Source organism: Streptomyces sp. NPDC107498, assembly GCF_055582805.1.
Genome location: NZ_JBVJPE010000007.1, coordinates 235,606 through 255,187, shown reverse-complemented (window position 1 = coordinate 255,187; position 19,582 = coordinate 235,606). Strand labels below are relative to the sequence as shown.

Here is a 19,582-nt window from a genome sequence, read left to right as displayed (position 1 = left end):
GGGCCCCCGCCCCGCGGACCCGACCGCGAGCCCGTCCACTGCCACCGCTGCGGACACGTCGTCGGCCCCGAGCATCACCACCGCCACCGCTGTAGGCGCGGCCCCGATCCCGGGCATCACCGCCACCGCCGTAGGCGCGGCCCCGGCCCCAGGCATCATCACCACCGCCACCGCCGTGGGCGCGGCCCCGGCCCCAGGCATCACCACCGCCACCGCCGTGGGCGCGGCCCCGGGCATCACCCCCGCCACCGCCATGGGTGCGGCCCCGGTGCCGAGCAGTACCGCCACCGCCGTGGGTGACCGTTCCGCGGGGCGAGGGGGGTCCCCCCTGGTCGAGCGGGGCCGCGAGCCCGGGGGAGAGCGGGCGCGGCCCCCGGTGCCGGGCACCGTCCCGGCGGTCGACGCCCTGCGGGACCCGGCCACGGTCCCGGGCGGCGCCCCGACGGTCGGCGCGCTCCGGGCCCCCGCTCCGGACCACGGCGCCGCCCCGGTGCGCGGCACCGGCTCCTGGGGCGGAGGCGGGGGCGGGAGCGCCCGCAGGGACCCGGCAGCGCGGTGCGCCCATGACGCGCACGACTCCCCGACGGCGCGCGCCCCCCGCAGGGCCGGCCGCGACGCGGTCGAGGGCCTGTTCCTCGGGATCGCCGCGGGCGACGCCGCGGGCTGGCCCGCCGCACGGCACCGCGCCGCCCGCATGCCCGAGTGGACCCGCCGCCTCACCCGCGAACTCGACACCTTCGCCGAGCAGAACGCGACGACCACCCTCCCCGTCCCCATCGCCCTCAACCAGCCCCCCGAGCCCCTCCGCCTCGGTCCCTCCGACGACGCCGAGTGGGCGGCCTTCACCGCCGAGGCCGTCCTCGCCGCCTCCGGCCCGGTCTTCGCCGGCCTCCCCCGGGACCGCCGGCTCCGGGCCGCCGTCGACCTCGCCTGGAACGCCCTCGCCGGGCAGGTCGCCGCCGCGGCCGACCGCGCCCCCGAGGTCGAGTCGGCCGTGCTCCCCCTCCGTGCCCGGATCTCGGTGCGCGCGGGCCTCGGCAACCTCGCCACCGGTCTGCGTCCGCCCGCCACGGGCCACGACAACCCGCACTACTTCGACGACGCGGCCTGCGTCCGGGCCGCCGTCCTGGCCCTGGTCCATCCGGCCGACCCCCGCGCCGCCGCCGAACTCGCCGAGTTCGACGCCCGGTACACCCAGGACGGCGACGGCGTCCACGGCGCCCGGGCGACGGCGGCGGCCGTCGCCGCGGCCCTGGGCGGGGCGACGGTCCACGACGCCGTCGAGGCGGCGCTCGCCGAGCTCCCGCCCGCCACCGAGATCGGCCGCAACGCCCGGCACGCCGTGCAGCTGGCCCGGGCCGCCGATTCGGCCTTCGAGCTCGTCCCGCTCCTGGAGCACCAGATCGTGGACCACGTCTACAGCTACGGCATCGCCGCGGCCGAGACCGTCCCGGTCGCCCTGGCCCTCGCCACCGCCGCCCGGGGTGAGATGACGGCGGCGGTACCGGCCGCCGCCTGCCTCTCCCGGGTCGCCGACTCGGCCCCTGCACTCGCGGGCGCGCTCACCGGCGCGCTGGGCGGCGGCCGTTCGGTACCGCCGAGCTGGCGCGAGGCGTGCAGGACGCTCGCGGGCTGCGCGCTGCCCCGGCTCGCGGGCACGGACCTGGTGGAACTCGCCGGGCTGCTCGGAGCCACGGAACCGGCCACCCCAGGTGGACAATTCCGACATGACACCCACACTGGATGACCGGATCACCGGCAGCCTCCTCGGGGCCGCCGTCGGCGACGCGCTCGGCGGCCCCGTCGAGGGCTACGCTCCCGAGCAGATCCTGGAACGCCACGGCGGCCGCGTCACCGGGATCGTCGGCCCCTGGAACGGCGGCGACTGGCGCACCGCCCGCCCCATCGCGCCGTACCACAAGGGCGACGGGCACGTCACCGACGACACCTTGATGACCCACGCGCTGATCCGGGTGTACGAGAAGGTCCGCGACCACCTCGACGCGTACGCGGTCGCGGACCACCTCGTCCCCGAACTCATGGGCTCCCCCGTCTGGATCCCGGAGCTGGAGGCCGAGGCGCTGCCCCTCCAGCGGATCTTCCTCGCCGAGAAGTGGATCGTGACCCGGCTCCACTACGGCCACGCGGACCCGCGCGAGGCCGGCAACGGCAACGTCGTCAACTGCGGGGCGGCGATGTACGTGGCGCCCGTCGGCCTGGTCAACGCCGCCCACCCGGCCGCCGCCTACGCCGAGGCGATCGACCTGACGGGCGCGCACCAGTCCTCGTACGGCCGGGAGGCGGCGGGGGTCTTCGCGGCGGCGGTCGCGGCGGCCTGCGCGCCGGACGCCACGCCGGCGTCCGTGGTCGCGACGGCCCTGTCCCTGGCGAAGGACGGAACGCGCGCGGCGATCGAGGCGGTCGCCGAAGTCGCCTCGGCCCACACGGACTTCGAGTCCGCCCTCGTGCCCCTCCGCAAGGCGGTCGCCCCCTTCGACACGGTCGGGCCCGACTACCGCGCCCCCTCCCTCGGCGCCCGCCGCCCCTCCCGGCTGCACGCGATCGAGGAGCTGCCGATCGCCCTCGGCATGCTGCTCGTCGGCGAGGGCGACTTCCGGCGTACGGTCCTGGGCGCGGTCAACTACGGCCGCGACTGCGACTCGATCGCCACGATGGCGGGCGCGATCGTGGGCGCGCTGCGCGGCGAGCCGGCCGTCCCCTCCGCGTGGGCGAAGCAGGTGGCGGAGGCGAGCCGCCTGGACCTGCACGCCCCGGCGAGGGCGCTGGCCGCGGTCGCCCGCGAGGTCTTCGCCCGGGACGCGGAAGCACGCAGAGCCCATGAATCGGCCTTCGCGATGCTGACGGGCGCGGACCGATGACCCTCCGTCTGACCTGGGTCCAGCCGGAGGACCTGGTGGGCCACGAACTCCGCCAGGCGGCGGAGGACGGCCGCGACGCGAGCGCCCTCGCGGCCCGCTGGACGGCGGCGGGCGGCCCGCCCGCCCCGGAGACGGCCGGCGCGTCTCCGACCCCCCGCCCGGACCTCCGCTCCCTGGCGGAGGAACTCCTGGACGCGTTGGCGTCCCTGCACGCCCCCCTGTCGGCTCGGGAACCCACGGCCCTGGCCGCCATCCAGGCGTCGACGGCCCCCGCCGGGGCGGACGGTGCCCACCCCCGTGTGGGCAGTCGTCCCGCAGGGCGGAACGGGTGGGCACACGGGACGGCGCCCCTGGCGGCGCCTCCGCGTCCCGCGCCCGGGCCCGCACCATCAGCGCGCCGCACCGCACGTGCGGGTCCGGGCACGGAAGCCCCCGACGCCGGCGAGGGCGCTGTTCCGCTGTGCCCACCCTCCCCCGAGCTCCCGGCTTCGTTCGAGGAGGGGGGACCCCCTCGCCCCAGCGGGACGGCTGCCCGCCACGGGCGACGGGGCGCGTGCCCGCCCGTGAGGCCGGAGCGGGGGGACACCGCCCTCCGGAACCGGCTGCACGCCGCCTGGCTCGGCCGCGCCGCCGGCTGCCTCCTCGGCAAGCCCGTCGAGAAGCTCCCCCTCCCCGCCCTCCGCGCCCTCGCCCGCGCCGCCGGCAACTGGCCCCTCACCACCTGGTTCACCGCCCGCGGCGTCCCGCCGGAGCTGCTCGCCGCGCACCCCTGGAACCGCCGCTCCGCCACCACCTCACTCGCCGAGAACATCGACGGCATGCCCGAGGACGACGACCTCGACTACCCCCTCCTCAACCTGCTGCTCCTCCAGCGGTACGGCCGCGACTTCACCACCGCCGACGTCGCCCGCCTCTGGCTCGACGAACTCCCCGCCGGCCGCACCTTCACGGCCGAGCGCATCGCCTACCGCAACCTCCTGGACGGCGTGGAACCCCCGCTGACCGCCGTCCGCCGCAACCCCTTCCGCGAGTGGATCGGCGCCCAGATCCGGGCCGACGTCCACGGCTGGACCCGTCCGGGCGACCCGGTGGCCGCCGCCGCGCAGGCACACCGGGACGCGGTGCTCACGCACACCGCGAACGGCGTCTACGGCGCCATGTTCGTCGCCGCCGCCCTCGCCACCGCGGCGACCGGCACCGCCGACGTCCACCAGGCGCTCGCCGCCGGCCTCACCGTGGTCCCGCCGCGCTCGCGCCTGGCGGCAGCCGTCCGGCTGGGCATCACGGCGGCCCGCGCCACGGCCGACTTCGACGCGGTCGTCGACCGGCTGCACGCCGAACTCGGCGGGTACCACTGGGTGCATGCCGTCCCCAACGCCGCGCTGCTCGCCGCCGCCCTCACCCACGCCGACGGCGACTTCTCCCGCTCGATCTGCGCGGCGGTCTCGGGCGGCTGGGACACCGACTCCAACGGCGCCACCGCCGGCTCGCTCGCCGGGCTGCTCGCCGGGCACCCGGACCGGCTGCCGGAGCGCTGGACCTCCCCCCTCAAGAACCGGCTCGCGACCTCGGTGCCGTCCTTCGACGGCATCGGCTTCGACACCCTGGCCGAACGGACACACCTGGAGGCAGTACGCCCATGACCAGCATCGTCGTGCTCGGCAGCACGAACATGGATCTCGTCGTCTACGTGCCGCGGACCCCCGCCCTCGGTGAGACGGTCACCGGCCGCTCCTTCCGTACGATCCCCGGCGGCAAGGGCGCCAACCAGGCCGTCGCCGCCGCCCGCGCGGGCGCCGAGGTGGCGATGATCGGCGCGGTCGGCGCGGACGACTTCGGGGCACGGCTCCGCGCCACCCTGGAGCACTGCGCGGTGGACACCGATCTCCTGCGCACCTCCGAGGGCCCCTCCGGCACCGCCCACGTCGTCGTCGACGACGAGGGCGGCAACGCGATCGTCGTCGTCCCCGGCGCCAACGGCACCGTCACCTCCCTCACCCATGGCGACGAGGCCCTCATCGGCACCGCCGACGCCCTGCTCCTCCAGCTCGAACTCCCCCTCTCCGTCGTCGTCGAGGGCGCCGTCACCGCCCGCCGGCTCGGCGTCCGCACCGTCCTCACCCCCGCTCCCGCACAGCCGCTTCCGCCGGAACTCCTCGCCGCCACGGACCTGTTGGTGCCGAACGAGCACGAGGCCGCCGCGCTCACCGGGCTCGCCGACCCGCGCGCGGCCGCCCAGGCCCTGCTGCGGGACGTCCCCGAGGTGGTCGTCACGCTGGGCGCGGCCGGCAGCCTGTACGCGGCGCGCGGCGCCGAACCGGTCACCGTGCCCGCGCCCCGGGTCCGGGCCGTGGACACCACGGGAGCGGGCGACACCTTCGTCGGCGCCCTCGCAGTGGCCCTCGGCGAGGGCCGTCCCGCCCCGGAGGCCCTCGCCTGGGCGCAGACGGCCGCCGCGCTCTCCGTCAGGCGCGAGGGCGCGTCGACCTCGATGCCCTACCGCGTCGAGATCGAGGACGCCTTCCGCTCCCCCGGCAACCTGGAGGCCGACGCCGTATGACCGTCCACGCCCCGGCCACCCCGCCGGACCCCACGGCCTCCGAGACGCCCGCGGCACCCCTGCACGGACTGCGCGTCCTGGACCTCGCGACCCTCTTCGCCGGCCCCCTCGCGGCCATGATGCTGGGCGACTTCGGCGCCGACGTCGTCAAGGTCGAGCACCCCCGCAAGCCGGACCCGTCCCGTGGCCACGGCCCCGCCAAGGACGGCATCGGCCTGTGGTGGAAGGTCCTCGGCCGCAACAAGCGGACGATCACCCTCGATCTCTCCTCGCCGGGCGGCCGCGACACCCTCCTCGCCCTCGCCGCCGACGCGGACGTGATCGTGGAGAACTTCCGGCCGGGCACCCTGGAGCGCTGGGGCCTGGGCTGGGAGGAGCTGTCCGCCGTCAACCCGCGTCTGGTCCTGACCCGGGTCACCGGCTTCGGCCAGTTCGGGCCGTACTCCCACCGTCCCGGCTTCGGCACCCTCGCCGAGGCGATGAGCGGCTTCGCCGCCATCACCGGCGAGCCGGACGGCCCGCCGACCCTGCCGCCCTTCGGCCTCGCCGACTCGATCGCCGCCCTCGCCACGGCGTACGCGGTGATGACCGCGCTCACCGCCAGGACGACCACCGGCCGCGGCCAGGTCGTCGACATGGCCATCATCGAACCGATGCTCTCCGTCATCGGACCCCACCCCCTCTGGTACGACCAGCTCGGTTACGTCCAGCCCCGGACCGGCAACCGCTCCCGCAACAACGCCCCGCGCAACACCTACCGGACCTCCGACGGCTCCTGGGTCGCCGTCTCCACCTCCGCCCAGTCGATCGCCGAGCGGGTGCTGCGGCTCGTCGGCCGTCCGGAGCTGATCGACGAGCCGTGGTTCGCCGACGGCACGGGCCGTGCCGAGCACGCGGACGTCCTCGACGAGGCGGTCGGCGCGTGGATCGCCCGCCGCACCCGGGACGAGGCGATGGCGGCCTTCGAGAAGGCGGAGGCGGCCATCGCCCCCGTCTACGACGTCCGGGACGTCGTGGACGACCCCCAGTACCGGGCGCTCCGCACCGTGACCGAGGTGCAGGACCCCGAACTCGGCCCGATCAAGATGCAGAACGTCCTCTTCCGCCTCTCCGAGACCCCCGGCGCCATCCGCTGGTCCGGCCGGCCGCACGGTGCCGACACCCTCGCCGTGCTCTCCGAGCTCGGCCTCACCCCCGCCGAGATCGACGCCCTCCGTGAGCAAGGAGCGGTATGAGCCCCCTCAGCGGCCCCGCGGAGGAGGAACGGACGCACGTCGGCGAAGTCGCCGGCGCGCCCTCCGCGGCGCGCGCCCTGGCCCCCCTCACCTGGCTGTACGCCCCCGGCGACCGCCCCGAGGTCGTCCGCAAGGCCCTGTCCTCCGGCGCCGACGTCGTGATCGTCGACCTGGAGGACGCGGTCGCCCCGCAGCGCAAGGCGTACGCCCTCGACGCCACGGCCGATCTCCTCGCGGACGTCCACCCCGTCCCGGTCCACGTCCGCGTCCACACCCCGCGCGACATCCCCACCCTGGCCCCCCTCCCCGGCCTCTGCGGTCTCCGTGTCCCCAAGGTGGCACACGCCACTGACATCCACCGGATCGCCCGCCTCGCCCCGGGTCTGCCCCTCTATCCGCTCCTGGAGAACGCCCTCGCGGTGGAGCACGCCTACGCCATCGCCACCGCCCACCCCTCCGTCCGCGGCATCGCCCTCGGCGAGGCCGACCTCCGCGCCGACCTGGGAGTGCGGGAGGACAGCGGCCTCGACTGGCCGCGCGGACGCGTGGTGGTCGCGGCCCGCGCGGCCGCCCTCCCCCCGCCGGCCCAGTCCGTCCACCCGGACGTCCGCGACCTGGACGCGCTGGCGGCCGGCTGCGCCCGGGGCCGGGCCATGGGCTTCTTCGGCCGGGCGGCCATCCACCCCCGTCAGCTCCCGGTCATCGAACGCGCCTACTTCCCCACCCCCGAGGAGGTGGACGCGGCCCGTGAGGTCGTCGAGGCGGCCACGGCCGGGCAGGGGGCCCTCGCCCTGCCGGACGGCCGCTTCGTCGACGCGGCGGTGGTGGAGGGCGCCCACCGGGTCCTCTCCCTCGCGGCCCGCGCCGGCTGACCCGTACCCCCGCACGCGAAAGGGCCGCCGGAACCCTTCGGTCCCGGCGGCCCTCGTCGTACGGCCCGGTGTCAGCTCTTGGCGGCCGGCCGGGCGCCGTGGTCGGCGCCGTCGCCGTCGGTCTTCCCGCCCTCGTCCTCGGACCCGGAGGTCTCGGACCCGGAGGCCTCGTCCCCGGGCGCGTCGGTCCGGTCCTCGACGGGCCCGGCCGCGTCGGCGGTCCCGGCGCCCTCGACGGCGTCCGTCTTCTCGGCGTCCTTCCCCGCGGCCTTCGGTTCCACGATCTCCTCGCGGCCCGGCCGGAAGCGGGCCGAGAGCACCATGTAGACGACGGCCAGCAGGCCGACGACGATCGCGGTCCACACGTTGAGCCGCAGGCCCAGGATGTGGTGCGCCTCGTCGACGCGCAGCGCCTCCGTCCACACGCGGCCCGAGCAGTACGCGGCGACGTACAGGGCGAAGGCCCGCCCGTGGCCGAGCTTGAAGCGGCGGTCGGCCCAGATGACGAGGAAGCCGACGGCGACGTTCCACAGGGACTCGTACAGGAAGGTCGGGTGGTAGAGCCCGGCCTCGCGGTTCGTCCCCTCGGTGATCTTCAGCGCCCACGGCACGTCGGTCGGCTTGCCGTACAGCTCCTGGTTGAACCAGTTGCCCCAGCGGCCGATGGCCTGGGCGAAGGCGATGCCGGGGGCGATGACGTCCGCGTACACGGGCAGGGAGATCCCGCGCCGACGGCAGCCGATCCAGGCGCCCACCGCGCCGAGCGCGATGGCGCCCCAGATGCCGAGGCCGCCCTCCCAGATCTTGAAGGCGTCGACCCAGTCCTCACCCTCGCTGAAGTACAGCTGGTAGTCGGTGATCACGTGGTAGAGGCGTCCGCCGACGAGGCCGAAGGGCACCGCCCAGACGGCGATGTCGGCCACGGTGCCGGCGGTGCCGCCCCGGGCGATCCAGCGCTTGTTGCCGAGCCAGACGGCGACGAAGACACCGATGATGATGCAGAAGGCATAGCCGCGCAGCGGGATCGGTCCGAGGTGGATCACGCCGGTCGACGGGCTGGGAATGTAGGCAAGGTCCATGACAGGACCGACGCTACCTTGCCGGGAGGGCCGGACGGCAGCCCGCCCGGCAACTTCTGGGTAACCAATCCGCCGGACGGCTCCCTAGCCCGCCGACGGGGAGGCGGTCCCCGGCTTCTTGCCCTTGTTGGCCTCGGCGACCCACTTCTTCAGGTTCTCCGGGGAGATCTGCTCGTTCCCCTTGGTCGGGAAGATCGATTCTCCGTTGAGGAGGACGGACGGGGTGCCGCGGAAGCCGCCGTTCTGGAAGGCCTCGTGCGACTTCTTCACCCAGCCGTCGTGCGTGCCGTCGTTCACACACGCGCGGAAGGCCGGCGTGTCGAGCCCCGGCACCTTCGCCGCCAGCTCGATCAGCTTGTCGTTCTTCCCGTAGGCGTCGTCGGTCTCCGGCGGCTGGTTGACGTAGAGCGTGTCGTGGTACGCGGTGAACTTCCCCGCGTCCTGGGCGCACGCCGCCGCGTTCGCCGCGCGCAGCGAGCCGCTGCCGCCCATGTTCCCGTCGATGAGGGTGGCGAGGTGGTAGTCGACCTTGAGCGCGCCGGAGGCCTCCAGCTCGTGGACGGTGTCCCGCATGACGTTCTCGAACTGGGCGCAGGCCGGGCAGCGGAAGTCCTCCCAGACCGCGAGCGTCGACGGCGCGTCCGCCCTGCCCGTGGGGATGGCGGGCTTGCCGTCCTCGTCCGTCGCCGCGGTCGGCGCGACCACCGGCCCCGCCTTGTCCGACTCGCCGTTCTTGTCGCCGCCCGCGGCGATCACGCCGACGACGGCGGCCAGGCCGAGGACACCCACCACGGCCGCCGACACGATCAGGACGCGCCGCTGCTTCTCGCGGGCCTTGTCGCGCTCGCGCTGCTGCTGGAGGCGCTCCCGCGCGCTCCGGTTACCGTCACCACGGTTGTTCTCGCTCACGCCCCAGGCAACGAACCGGGGAGGCACATCCGCGCCTCCCCGGTCCCAGATCCACCCGATCGGGCTACGAGGTGCGGCGGACGCCCTCGGCGAGTTCGGCCGCCAGTTCCCTTACGGCGGCGAGCCCGGCCGCCTCGTCGCCGCCGGCGTCGAGGATCCGCTGCACGAAGGCGGAGCCGACGATGACGCCGTCGGCGAAGCCCGCGACCTCCTTCGCCTGCGTGGCGTTGGAGACGCCGAGTCCGACGCACACGGGGAGACCACGACGGGAGCGGTCGGCGGCGCGGGTGCGGCGGACCAGGTCGGCGGCCTGCTCGCCGACCGACTCGCGGGTGCCGGTGACGCCCATGAGCGAGGCGGCGTAGACGAAGCCGGAACCGGCGGCGGTGATCGTGGCGAGGCGCTCGTCCTTGCTGCTGGGCGCGACGACGAAGACGGTCGCGAGACCGTGCTTGTCGGCGTGCTCGCGCCAGACGGCGGACTCCTGGACCGGCAGGTCGGGCAGGATGCAGCCCGCGCCGCCGGCCTCGGCGAGCTCCTCGGTGAAGCGCTCGATGCCGTACCGGTCGATCGGGTTCCAGTACGTCATGACGAGGACCGGCTTGCCGGTGGCCTCGTGGGCCTCGCGGACCGTCCGCATGACGTCGGCGATCCTCACGCCGCCGCGCAGCGCGATGTCGTCGGCGGTCTGGATGACCGGCCCGTCGAGGACCGGGTCGCTGTGCGGGAGCCCGACCTCGACCACGTCGGCGCCGCCGTCGAAGACGGCCTTGATCGCGGCGATCCCGCCGTCGACGGTCGGGAAGCCGGCCGGCAGGTACGCGATGAGCGCGGCCCGGTCCTCGGCCTTCGCCGCGGCGAGGGTGTCGCCGAGCAGCTGGATGTTGCCGGTCACTTCGCGTCCCCCTGGATCTCGGCGGTGTCCGCCTGGTTCGCGGCCACCTCGGCGTCGGTGTCGTACAGCCCGAAGTAGCGGGCGGCGGTGTCCATGTCCTTGTCGCCGCGTCCGGAGAGGTTCACGAGGAGCAGGGCGTCCTTGCCGAGCTCCCTGCCGACCTCCAGGGCCCCGGCGAGGGCGTGCGCCGACTCGATGGCCGGGATGATGCCCTCGGTACGGGAGAGCAGCCGCAGCGCCTGCATGGCGGCGTCGTCGGTGACGGCCCGGTACTCGCCGCGCCCGCTGTCCTTCAGGTAGGCGTGCTCGGGGCCGATGCCCGGGTAGTCCAGGCCCGCCGAGATCGAGTACGGCTCGGTGATCTGGCCCTCGTCGTCCTGGAGGACGTAACTCCTGGAGCCGTGGAGGATGCCGGGCTCGCCCGCCGTGAGGGTGGCCGCGTGCTCGCCGGTCTCGACGCCGTGGCCGGCCGGCTCGCAGCCGATCAGGCGCACGTCCGCGTCCGGGACGAAGGCGTGGAAGAGCCCGATGGCGTTGGAGCCGCCGCCGACGCAGGCGATGGCGGCGTCGGGCAGGCGCCCGGTGCGCTCCAGGAGCTGGCGGCGGGCCTCGACGCCGATGACCCGGTGGAAGTCGCGGACCATGGCGGGGAAGGGGTGCGGGCCGGCGACGGTGCCGAACAGGTAGTGCGTCCGGTCCACGTTGGCGACCCAGTCGCGGAAGGCCTCGTTGATGGCGTCCTTGAGGGTGCGGCTGCCGGACTTCACGGCGACGACCTCGGCGCCGAGCATCCGCATCCGGGCCACGTTCAGGGCCTGGCGCTGGGTGTCGATCTCGCCCATGTAGATGGTGCAGTCGAGGCCGAAGAGGGCGCAGGCGGTGGCCGTGGCCACGCCGTGCTGACCGGCGCCGGTCTCGGCGATGACCCGCGTCTTGCCCATGCGCTTGGTCAGGAGGGCCTGCCCGAGCACGTTGTTGATCTTGTGCGAACCGGTGTGGTTGAGGTCCTCGCGCTTGAGGAAGATCCGGGCGCCGCCGGCGTGCTCGGCGAACCGGGGCACCTCGGTGAGGGCGCTCGGCCGCCCGGTGTAGTCGACCATCAGGTCGTTGAGCTCACGGGCGAACTCGGGGTCGGACTTCGCCTTCTCGTACGCGACGGCGACCTCGTCGACGGCGGCGACGAGGGCCTCCGGGATGAACTTGCCGCCGTAGGCGCCGAAGTAGCCCTCCGGGCTGGGGACCTGGCCTTCCAGGTCCGGGATGAAGAACTCGCTGGACATGCGGATGCTCCTCGCGGGGCGGATGCCCCGGGATACGTGGGGTCGATGGTCACGGTATGCGCGCGAGCGGTCCACGTACGGCAACCCCGCCTACCCCCCCGTTGCGGGCACCCGAACCCGAGCCCGCACCGGATGTGCGCCGCACGAAGTGGTGCGGGTCCGGGCGCGGAACGCGGAGGCGCCGCCACGGGCGCCGTCCCGTGTGCCCACCCGTCCCGTCCTGCGGGACGCATGCCCACACGGGGGGTCGGAGGCTAGGTGGCGTACGTGAGAACGCGCGCGAGGCGCGGGCGCCATCGCATCCCGTTGACCTGGCCCGGCTCGGAGCCGATGACGTACCGCACCCGGCGGCCGTGGACACGGCGGGCGGGCGCGCGGCAGCCGCGCGGACGGCAGCCCCGGGCCAGCGGGGCGTGCGCGGGGACGGACGCGGCCGTACGGAGCAGGCGGCGGCGCCCCACGGGGGTCGCCGACGGCACGTCGACCGGCCCCCGGGCACTGCCCGGGGGTGTCGGCGTGTCGTGGCGGGGGGTCACGGTCCGGTCAGCTCCGGCCGTGGCGGAGCGCCGGGTGGGCGCCGGCGGCGACGAGGTCGGCGACGGCGGCCTTCGGGTCGCGGCCGGTGACGAGGGACTCGCCGACGAGGACCGCGTCGGCGCCCGCGTTGGCGTAGGCGATGAGGTCGTGCGGGCCGCGGACGCCGGATTCGGCGACCTTGACGATGTGCGCGGGGATCTCGGGGGCGACGCGCTCGAAGGTCGAGCGGTCGACCTTGAGGGTCTTGAGGTTGCGCGCGTTGACGCCGATGATGCGGGCACCCGCGTCGACGGCGCGCTCGACCTCCTCCTCGTCGTGCACCTCGACCAGCGGGGTCAGCCCGATGGACTCGGCGCGTTCGATGAGGGAGACCAGCGCCTCCTGCTCCAGGGCGGCGACGATGAGGAGCGCGAGATCCGCTCCGTACGCCCGTGCCTCCCAGAGCTGGTACGCGGTGACGATGAAGTCCTTGCGCAGCACGGGGATGTCGACCCGGGCGCGGACGGCCTCCAGGTCGGCGAGCGAGCCGCCGAAGCGGCGCTGTTCGGTGAGGACGGAGATGACGGCGGCGCCGCCCGCCTCGTAGTCCGCGGCGAGTCCGGCCGGGTCGGCGATCGCGGCGAGCGCGCCCTTGGACGGGCTGGAGCGCTTGACCTCGCAGATCACCTTGACGCCGTCCCCGCGCAGTGCGGCGACGCCGTCCTTGGCCTGCGGCGCCTTTGCGGCGCGCTCCTTGAGCTCGTCGAGGGTGACCCGCGCCTGCCGCTCTGCGAGGTCGGCGCGCACGCCTTCGATGATCTCGTCGAGCACACTCACGCGAGGGGCCCCCTTCCGGGACGGTGACGGTGTTGATGAACCGGGTTCAGCCACTTCGATCCTATCCGCAGGACGGCCCGGGATTCGCATCGACCGGATTCGCATCCCACCTGCTGGGACTCCCGGTGGGATTTGGGCAGGCCCTCAGGGGGCCAGCGCGGAGCCGAAGGGGAGGTTCCGGACCAGGGTGAAGAGGGCGAGGACGGCTCCGGTCCCCCACCACAGGGCCGGGGGGACCGCGAGGCGCATGGGCACTCCGCGGACGGCGCGAACCAGCCATACGGCCATGACGACGGCGAAGACGCCGTAGCCGACGACGGCGAGGGCGTTGGCGCCGAGGGCGGCCGGGAGGTCGCCGTGGGCGAAGGCGTGGGCGCTGCGGAGCCCGCCGCAGCCGGGGCAGTAGACGCCGGTGAAGCGGAGCAGCGGGCAGACGGGGTAGTGCCCGGGTTCGTTGGGGTCGACGGCCCCGACGTAGGCGAACGCGGCGACGACCCCGGCGAGGGTGGCGACGGGCGGCACCAGCCGCCGCCCGAGCGACCGCGCGGGGGGCGGCGGGGCCGGTGCGTACCCCCCGGGCCAAGGGGCGGGCCCACGGGACACGGACGCCTCCGGCGGCACGGCGGCCCCCTGCGGCACGGGGACCCCCTGCGGCACGGCGGCCCCCTGCGGCACGGGGGGCTGCACCACGGTTCCCGGCGGCACGGTCGGCATCACGGCTCCCTGCGGCGCGGTCGGCACCGCGGCCCCCGGCGCCGCGGTTTCTCGTGGCGGCGCGTGCGGCTCCGGTGGTGCCGTGGCATTCGGTCGGGTGGGTTCACCCGGGCGGGTGGGGGAATCGTCGGTCTCGGCTCCGGCCGTCGGCTGCGCGTCCACGCGGTGATTCTCGCCCCTGACGCGCGGGGGCGCAGTCCGGCGGTGCCGGACTGCGCCCCCGGGTGCGTCGTGTCGCGTCAGGCGCGGGCCCGGGCGGTCGTGGTCGCGGCCTCGCGGGCGGCGGCGACGTCGGCGGACTCCTTCGGCATGCCGAGGCCCGCCGCCTTCATCGCGCCGCCGACGATGCCGCCGAGGACGATGACGCCCATGCCGGCCCAGAAACCGGGCACGTTGGCGGCCACCATGAAGACGCCGGCGATGCAGAAGCCGATGAAGGAGATGATGACACCGGTCCAGGCGGCCGGGGTGTGTCCGTGGGCGCTGCCCGCCATGAGTTGCTCCTCGTTGCAGTTGCTCGATGGTGAGGTCTCGCGTGCGCGGACACTCGGCGCTCATTGTCCCGTACGCGGGCGCGCGAGGATGAATCGGGGGTGCCGGGACGATCACGCGTCGCGGCGGGGCTCCCCGCTCACGTCGCCTGCGTCGGGTCCTCGCCGCGGTCCAGGGCCTTCCAGAGGTCCTCGGGCCGGTCGGGGTCGGTCGTGGGGGCCCTGCGGCCGGCGCGCGGGGCGCCGGAGCGCTCGTAGCGGCCGCCCATCGCCGGCCAGTTCTTGCCGAAGCGGAGGGCGAAGAGGCCGGCGAGCAGGATGAGGAGGGCGCCCGCGGCCGTCACGTACGGCCAGACGGTGTGGGTGAGGCCGGCGACGGCGGCGGCGGTGTCGCCGCTGATGCGGGCGGCCTCGGCGTCGAGCGCGGCGCTGTCGGAGGCGCCGAGGAGCGCGGCGAGCGCGGCGCCCGCGCCGCTGAGCGCGAGGAGCGCGGCGACGAGCGTGCGCCCGGTGCGGCGGACGGCGAAGACGGCGAAGAGCGCGGCGAGGCCGACGATCGCGAGGGCGGTCGGCACGCCGGTGACGGTGCCGCCGTCGGCCTCGACGGGGACGCTGCCGCCGCCGACGGACGCGGTGCCCTCCGCCCAGATCTGGCCGGCGGAGAGCAGGACGACGGTGGCGCCGAGGGCGCCGAGGAGGAGGGCCGCGGCCAGGCTGCGGCGGCCGCCGGTGGGGACGGCCGCGCGGGCGGCCCGGGGCTGGGGTACGGGTACGGCACTCACGTACCCCACTATCCCCTACGTGCTCGGCTGCCGTTCATCCGGTTGGCGGTGTGGACGGCGCGGAGCACGGCCGCGGCCTTGTTGCGGCACTCGTTGTCCTCGGCGACCGGGTCGGAGTCGGCGACGACACCGGCTCCGGCCTGCACGTACGCCGTTCCGTCGCGGAGCAGGGCGGTGCGGATGGCGATGGCGGTGTCGGCGTCTCCGGCGAAGTCGAGATAACCGACACATCCGCCGTAGAGGCCGCGCCGGGAGGGTTCGAGCTCCTCGATGATCTGCATGGCGCGGGGCTTGGGCGCGCCGGAGAGGGTGCCGGCGGGGAAGCAGGCGGTGAGGACGTCGAAGGCGGTCCGGCCCTCGGCGACCGCGCCGGTGACGGTGGAGACGATGTGCATGACGTGCGAGTAGCGCTCGATCGACATGAAGTCGACGACTTCCACGGAGCCGGGCGCGCAGACCCGGCCGAGGTCGTTGCGGCCGAGGTCGACGAGCATGAGGTGCTCGGCGCGCTCCTTGGGGTCGGCGAGCAGTTCCTCGGCGAGGTCGTGGTCCTCCTGCGGGGTGGCGCCGCGGTGCCGGGTGCCGGCGATGGGGTGGAGCATCGCCCGCCCGTCCTCGACCTTGACGAGGGCCTCGGGCGAGGAGCCGACGACGTCGAAGCCGTTCTCGAAGCGGAAGAGGTACATGTACGGGGACGGGTTGGTGGCCCGCAGGACCCGGTACACGTCGAGCGCGGAGGCGGCGCAGGGGGTCTCGAAGCGCTGCGAGGGCACGACCTGGAAGGCCTCCCCCGCCCGGATGCGCTCCTTGACGTCCTCGACGGCGTCCTGGTAGGCCGGTCCGCCCCAGAGGGCCGAGAACTCGGGCAGGGCGGAGTCCGGCAGGGCGACGGGGGCGGTGGCGACGGGGCGGGCCAGGTCGGCCTCCATCGCGTCGAGGCGGGCGACGGCGTGCGCGTACGCCTCGTCGACGCCGGTCTCCAGGTCGTTGTGGTTGATCGCGTTGGCGATCAGCAGGACCGAGCCGTCCCAGTGGTCGAGGACCGCGAGGTCGCTGGTGAGGAGCATGGTCAGCTCGGGGAGTTCCAGGTCGTCGCGGCCGTGCTCGCCGATCTTCTCCAGGCGGCGGACGATGTCGTAGCCGAGGTAGCCGACCATGCCGCCGGTGAACGGCGGCATGCCGGACGCGAGGTCGCGCGGGGTGTGGAGGGCCTCCACGGTGGCGCGCAGGGCGGCCAGCGGGTCGCCGTCCGTGGGGACGCCGACGGGCGGGGTGCCCAGCCAGTGCGCCTGCCCGTCCGCGACCGTCAGGGTCGCGTCGCTGCGGACGCCGATGAAGGAGTAGCGGGACCAGCTGCGGCCGTTCTCCGCGGATTCGAGGAGGAAGGTCCCGGGGCGTTCTGCGGCGAGCTTGCGGTAGAGCCCGACCGGGGTGTCGCCGTCCGCGAGGAGCCTGCGGCTGACGGGGATGACGCGGCGGTCTGCCGCCAGCTTGCGGAAGGTCTCGAGATCCATGGCACCGGACCTTACTGGGATACGGGGAGCACGTCGGAGTCGAAGCAGGTGCGGGTGCCGGTGTGGCAGGCGGCGCCGACCTGGTCGACCTTGACGAGGAGGGTGTCGGCGTCGCAGTCGAGGGCGACGGACCTGACGTGCTGGACGTGTCCGGAGGTGTCGCCCTTGACCCAGTACTCGCCCCGGCTGCGGGACCAGTAGGTGCAACGGCCAGTGGTGAGGGTGCGGTGGAGGGCCTCGTCGTCCATCCAGCCCATCATCAGCACCTCGCCCGTGTCGTACTGCTGGGCGATGGCGGGGACCAGGCCGTCGGGGCTGCGCTTGAGGCGGGCGGCGATGGCCGGATCGAGGTCGCTGGGGGTCCGGGGCGTGCTGCTCATGGGGTCATTGTGCCGCGCTCCGGGCGGGGTCCGGCCGGGCGTCCACTGGGCGGACCGCGCGCCCCGGTCGTACGCTGGCGGACATGTCGACCCATGCGAAACGTGAACGGCTTCTGCTCGCCGATCTGTTGGAGGCGGCGGGCCCGGACGCCCCGACGCTCTGCGAGGGCTGGCGGACCCGGGACCTCGCGGCCCACGTGGTGGTGCGGGAGCGGCGTCCGGACGCGGCGGCGGGTTCCCTCGTGCCGGTGCTGAAGGAGCGGCTCGACCGGGTGCAGGCGGAGTTCGCCGACAAACCGTACGAGGAGTTGATCCAGCTCATCCGTACGGGTCCGCCGCGGTTCTCGCCGTTCACCATCAAGCAGGTGGACGAGGGGGCGAACGTCGTCGAGTTCTACGTGCACGCGGAGGACGTCCGGCGGGCCCAGTCCGACTGGTCGGCGCGGGAGCTCGACCCGGTGTTCGCGGACGTCCTCTGGTCCCGTCTGGAGCGGATGGCCCGGATCCTCGGCCGCAAGGCCCCGGTGGGCCTGGTGCTGCGCCGTCCGAACGGCCAGACGGTGGTCGCCCACCGCGGCACCCCGGTGGTGACGGCCTCCGGGGAGCCGGGCGAGCTGGTGATGTACCTGCACGGCCGTCAGGACACGGCGAAGGTGGCCCTGGAGGGCGAGCCGGAGGCGATCGAGCGGCTGCGGGAGACGAAGCAGCTCGGGATCTGACCAGCGGCTCAGCGGGGCAGTTCGGCGCGCCTCACGGCCGGGACCAGGAGGCTGTAGGCGCCCGCGAGGGCGCAGACGGCCGCGCTCACGGCGTACACCGGTCCGAGGCCCCACAGCTCGGTCGCCGCGCCCGTGAGCGGGAAGCCGAGCGGTGCGATGCCGAGCGAGAGCAGGCTGGACACGGCGCTGACCCGGCCGAGGTAAGCGGGGTCGCACTCGGTCTGGACGAGGGCGTTGCACAGCGCCCCGGAGAGTCCGGCGAGCAGGCCGACGGCCAGGGCCAGGGCGACCGCGACGGGCAGGTGCGAGGTGGTGGCGAGGGCGCCGAGGGAGACGGCGCCCAGCATCATGGTCCAGCCGCTGACGGCTCCGGCGCGCGGGACGCGTCCCCGGACGGTCAGGAGCAGCGAGGCGGCGCCCGCGCCCGTGCCGAAGCCGGCGAGGATCCAGCCGATGCCGGAGGCGCCCCAGCCGCGGTGCTCGGACAGGAGGGCGAGGCCGACGTTGAAGGGGCCGACGAAGCCGAGGTCGCCGAGGAGCACGACGATCATCAGCGGGCCCAGGACGCGGTGCCCGCGCAGGTAGCGCAGTCCGTCGGCGAGGTCGCGCAGGGCGGTGCCGTCGCGGGCCCCGTCGGCGTCGGGCAGCGGGCGGAGGCGGAGCGCGCTCAGCAGGGGCACGGAGAGGGCGAAGAGCAGTCCGGCGACCCCGAAGGCGGAGGCCGGGCCGCCGAGGGCGACGGCGAGACCGCCGAGCGGGCCGCCGAGGACGGATCCGAGGCGGTACGAGAGGCCGCGCATGCCCTGGACCCGGGCGAGTTGGTCGCGTTCGGCGACGCGGGGCGGCAGGGCGCCGACGGCGGGCAGGAAGAGGGCGTCGACGACGCCGAAGACGAGGGCGACGGCGGCGAGCGCCCACGGGCCGGGCGAGACGAGGAAGAGGGTCGCGGCCAGGCCGAGGACGACCAGGGCGCGGACGGCGTCGGAGGCGATGACGACCCGGCGGGGGCCGAGGCGGTCGGCGACGACTCCCCCGCCGAGCATGAGCAGCGCGCGGGGCACGGCGGAGACGGCCATGACGAGTCCGGCCTGGGCGGGGGTGCCGCTGCTGACGGCGGTCCAGGAGAGCCCGAGGTGGTAGACGCTGTCGCCGAGCGTGGAGGCGGTGTAGGCACCGAGCCAGCGCAGGACCTGGGGGTCGCGGTGGGCCGCCGCGGGGGCGACGACGGCGGTCACGTGCGGTAGGGGAAGCCGTGGAGGTGGACGGCGACGTTCTCGCGGCCCTCGGTGTCGCCGGCGGCCTCGGCGGCGCGGGCCCGCTGGTCGTACGTCCTGAGGAGCGCGTCGAGCTCCTTGCCGAGGGAGGCGAGTTCGGCGGCGGTGAGGCGCGGGAGCCATTCGGAGCTGATGGAGGCGGAGCGCCATTCGTCGGACCAGGTGAGGCGCTCGTCGAGGAAGCGGCGGTGGAGCTCGGTGCGCTGTTCGTCGACGGTACGGCCGAAGGCGGCGGTGGCCGCGGCGAGCTCCGGGGCGTCGCGGACGTCCTCGTCGTGGATGCTGAACCCGTACGAGCCGGGCTGCCACCAGCGCTCCCGGCCGTCCGCCGACCGGGCCTCGGCCTCCTCGATGAGGCCGTGCTCGGCGAGCTTGCGCAGGTGGTAGCTGACCAGTGACACGGCTTCGTCGACCTGCTCGGCGAGCTGGGAGGCGGTGGCGGTGCGGGTCACGTGCAGGGCGCGGTAGAGGCGCATCCGCAGCGGGTGCGCGATGGCTTTGAGGGTGCCGAGATCGGTGATCCGGCGGTTCTCCGACGAGGTCATGTCCACGACCGTAGATGCGAAAGAAAAGTTGCGCAATGAAAATTGCACAAATGATCCTGCGCATCCGGGAAAGGGGAAGGGCCCCCGGAGGGGCCCTTCCC

20 protein-coding genes are annotated in these 19,582 nt (G+C 75.0%); 7 read left to right on the top strand and 13 right to left on the bottom strand.

Annotated features, from left to right (window positions below; all coding sequences use genetic code 11):
* Positions 1-253: 253 nt before the first annotated feature.
* From ACZ66Z_RS15520 to ACZ66Z_RS15495, 6 genes are all read left to right on the top strand, one after another.
* A complete protein-coding gene (locus ACZ66Z_RS15520) occupies positions 254-1,747 on the top strand; it encodes an ADP-ribosylglycohydrolase family protein (RefSeq protein ID WP_469934560.1) in 1,494 nt (497 codons plus the stop codon).
* Positions 1,728-2,879 carry an ADP-ribosylglycohydrolase family protein gene (locus ACZ66Z_RS15515; protein ID WP_469934484.1) on the top strand — a complete coding sequence of 384 codons (1,152 nt, stop codon included), beginning with the start codon at positions 1,728-1,730 and terminating at the stop codon, positions 2,877-2,879. The genes ACZ66Z_RS15520 and ACZ66Z_RS15515 overlap by 20 nt, the downstream gene beginning before the upstream one ends.
* Entirely contained in the window at positions 2,876-4,522 is a 1,647-nt protein-coding gene (locus ACZ66Z_RS15510; protein WP_469934483.1) for an ADP-ribosylglycohydrolase family protein, read from the top strand. The genes ACZ66Z_RS15515 and ACZ66Z_RS15510 overlap by 4 nt, the downstream gene beginning before the upstream one ends.
* Positions 4,519-5,439, top strand: coding sequence for a ribokinase (gene rbsK / locus ACZ66Z_RS15505; RefSeq protein ID WP_469934482.1), 921 nt, complete (start codon positions 4,519-4,521; stop codon positions 5,437-5,439). Before ACZ66Z_RS15510 ends, rbsK begins: the two co-directional genes overlap by 4 nt.
* Positions 5,436-6,674: a CaiB/BaiF CoA transferase family protein gene (locus tag ACZ66Z_RS15500; protein ID WP_469934481.1), complete on the top strand. Its 1,239-nt coding sequence runs from the start codon at positions 5,436-5,438 to the stop codon at positions 6,672-6,674. Before rbsK ends, ACZ66Z_RS15500 begins: the two co-directional genes overlap by 4 nt.
* A 77-nt stretch (positions 6,675-6,751) precedes the next feature.
* Positions 6,752-7,546 carry an HpcH/HpaI aldolase/citrate lyase family protein gene (locus ACZ66Z_RS15495; protein ID WP_469934559.1) on the top strand — a complete coding sequence of 265 codons (795 nt, stop codon included), beginning with the start codon at positions 6,752-6,754 and terminating at the stop codon, positions 7,544-7,546.
* Positions 7,547-7,617: 71 nt separating this feature from the next.
* Here the strand turns inward: ACZ66Z_RS15495 and lgt are convergent, their stop codons facing one another.
* The 11 genes from lgt to hisI form a co-directional block, all read right to left on the bottom strand.
* Entirely contained in the window at positions 7,618-8,625 is a 1,008-nt protein-coding gene (gene lgt / locus ACZ66Z_RS15490) for a prolipoprotein diacylglyceryl transferase (RefSeq protein WP_469934480.1), read from the bottom strand.
* An 84-nt stretch (positions 8,626-8,709) separates the two neighbouring features.
* Positions 8,710-9,534, bottom strand: a complete 825-nt coding sequence (locus ACZ66Z_RS15485; RefSeq protein WP_469934479.1) for a DsbA family protein — start codon at positions 9,532-9,534, stop codon at positions 8,710-8,712.
* 64 nt (positions 9,535-9,598) lie between these two features.
* Positions 9,599-10,429, bottom strand: a complete 831-nt coding sequence (gene trpA / locus ACZ66Z_RS15480) for a tryptophan synthase subunit alpha (RefSeq protein ID WP_469934478.1) — start codon at positions 10,427-10,429, stop codon at positions 9,599-9,601.
* Complete coding sequence (gene trpB, locus ACZ66Z_RS15475) at positions 10,426-11,709, bottom strand: tryptophan synthase subunit beta (RefSeq protein WP_469934477.1); 1,284 nt, start codon at positions 11,707-11,709, stop codon at positions 10,426-10,428. Before trpB ends, trpA begins: the two co-directional genes overlap by 4 nt.
* A gap of 254 nt (positions 11,710-11,963) precedes the next feature.
* A complete protein-coding gene (gene trpM, locus ACZ66Z_RS15470; protein ID WP_469934476.1) occupies positions 11,964-12,245 on the bottom strand; it encodes a tryptophan biosynthesis modulator TrpM in 282 nt (93 codons plus the stop codon).
* Positions 12,246-12,252: 7 nt separating this feature from the next.
* Positions 12,253-13,062 carry an indole-3-glycerol phosphate synthase TrpC gene (gene trpC / locus ACZ66Z_RS15465; protein WP_123451331.1) on the bottom strand — a complete coding sequence of 270 codons (810 nt, stop codon included), beginning with the start codon at positions 13,060-13,062 and terminating at the stop codon, positions 12,253-12,255.
* Positions 13,063-13,206: 144 nt separating this feature from the next.
* On the bottom strand, positions 13,207-13,776 hold the full coding sequence (locus tag ACZ66Z_RS15460) for a DUF2752 domain-containing protein (protein WP_469934475.1): 570 nt from the start codon (positions 13,774-13,776) through the stop codon (positions 13,207-13,209).
* A 239-nt stretch (positions 13,777-14,015) separates the two neighbouring features.
* The gene (locus ACZ66Z_RS15455) at positions 14,016-14,270 is read right to left on the bottom strand and encodes an HGxxPAAW family protein (protein ID WP_469934474.1); all 255 of its coding nucleotides are present in this window, start codon (positions 14,268-14,270) and stop codon (positions 14,016-14,018) included.
* Between the two features lie 137 nt (positions 14,271-14,407).
* Complete coding sequence (locus ACZ66Z_RS15450; RefSeq protein ID WP_469934473.1) at positions 14,408-15,058, bottom strand: TIGR02234 family membrane protein; 651 nt, start codon at positions 15,056-15,058, stop codon at positions 14,408-14,410.
* On the bottom strand, positions 15,058-16,563 hold the full coding sequence (locus ACZ66Z_RS15445; protein WP_469934472.1) for an anthranilate synthase component I: 1,506 nt from the start codon (positions 16,561-16,563) through the stop codon (positions 15,058-15,060). Before ACZ66Z_RS15445 ends, ACZ66Z_RS15450 begins: the two co-directional genes overlap by 1 nt.
* Before the next feature lie 11 nt (positions 16,564-16,574).
* The gene (gene hisI / locus ACZ66Z_RS15440; RefSeq protein ID WP_469934471.1) at positions 16,575-16,943 is read right to left on the bottom strand and encodes a phosphoribosyl-AMP cyclohydrolase; all 369 of its coding nucleotides are present in this window, start codon (positions 16,941-16,943) and stop codon (positions 16,575-16,577) included.
* An 83-nt stretch (positions 16,944-17,026) separates the two neighbouring features.
* On the opposite strand from hisI, the gene ACZ66Z_RS15435 reads away from it, so the two are divergent.
* Complete coding sequence (locus ACZ66Z_RS15435) at positions 17,027-17,662, top strand: TIGR03085 family metal-binding protein (protein ID WP_469934470.1); 636 nt, start codon at positions 17,027-17,029, stop codon at positions 17,660-17,662.
* Positions 17,663-17,670: 8 nt separating this feature from the next.
* Here ACZ66Z_RS15435 and ACZ66Z_RS15430 read toward each other — a convergent pair whose 3' ends face one another.
* Together ACZ66Z_RS15430 and ACZ66Z_RS15425 are read right to left on the bottom strand one after the other, a co-directional pair.
* A complete protein-coding gene (locus tag ACZ66Z_RS15430; protein ID WP_469934469.1) occupies positions 17,671-18,897 on the bottom strand; it encodes an MFS transporter in 1,227 nt (408 codons plus the stop codon).
* The gene (locus ACZ66Z_RS15425; protein WP_469934468.1) at positions 18,894-19,481 is read right to left on the bottom strand and encodes an ArsR/SmtB family transcription factor; all 588 of its coding nucleotides are present in this window, start codon (positions 19,479-19,481) and stop codon (positions 18,894-18,896) included. Before ACZ66Z_RS15425 ends, ACZ66Z_RS15430 begins: the two co-directional genes overlap by 4 nt.
* Between the last annotated feature and the right edge of the window lie 101 nt (positions 19,482-19,582).

Coding starts and splice junctions, on each gene's coding strand:
- ACZ66Z_RS15445 (WP_469934472.1), bottom strand. CDS start 16,563: ATGGATCTCGAGACCTTCCGCAAGCTGGCGGCAGACCGCCGCGTCATC.
- rbsK (WP_469934482.1), top strand. CDS start 4,519: ATGACCAGCATCGTCGTGCTCGGCAGCACGAACATGGATCTCGTCGTC.
- lgt (WP_469934480.1), bottom strand. CDS start 8,625: ATGGACCTTGCCTACATTCCCAGCCCGTCGACCGGCGTGATCCACCTC.
- ACZ66Z_RS15460 (WP_469934475.1), bottom strand. CDS start 13,776: ATGCCGACCGTGCCGCCGGGAACCGTGGTGCAGCCCCCCGTGCCGCAG.
- ACZ66Z_RS15425 (WP_469934468.1), bottom strand. CDS start 19,481: ATGACCTCGTCGGAGAACCGCCGGATCACCGATCTCGGCACCCTCAAA.
- ACZ66Z_RS15435 (WP_469934470.1), top strand. CDS start 17,027: ATGTCGACCCATGCGAAACGTGAACGGCTTCTGCTCGCCGATCTGTTG.
- ACZ66Z_RS15500 (WP_469934481.1), top strand. CDS start 5,436: ATGACCGTCCACGCCCCGGCCACCCCGCCGGACCCCACGGCCTCCGAG.
- ACZ66Z_RS15455 (WP_469934474.1), bottom strand. CDS start 14,270: ATGGCGGGCAGCGCCCACGGACACACCCCGGCCGCCTGGACCGGTGTC.
- ACZ66Z_RS15510 (WP_469934483.1), top strand. CDS start 2,876: ATGACCCTCCGTCTGACCTGGGTCCAGCCGGAGGACCTGGTGGGCCAC.
- hisI (WP_469934471.1), bottom strand. CDS start 16,943: ATGAGCAGCACGCCCCGGACCCCCAGCGACCTCGATCCGGCCATCGCC.
- ACZ66Z_RS15520 (WP_469934560.1), top strand. CDS start 254: ATGGGTGCGGCCCCGGTGCCGAGCAGTACCGCCACCGCCGTGGGTGAC.
- trpB (WP_469934477.1), bottom strand. CDS start 11,709: ATGTCCAGCGAGTTCTTCATCCCGGACCTGGAAGGCCAGGTCCCCAGC.
- ACZ66Z_RS15515 (WP_469934484.1), top strand. CDS start 1,728: ATGACACCCACACTGGATGACCGGATCACCGGCAGCCTCCTCGGGGCC.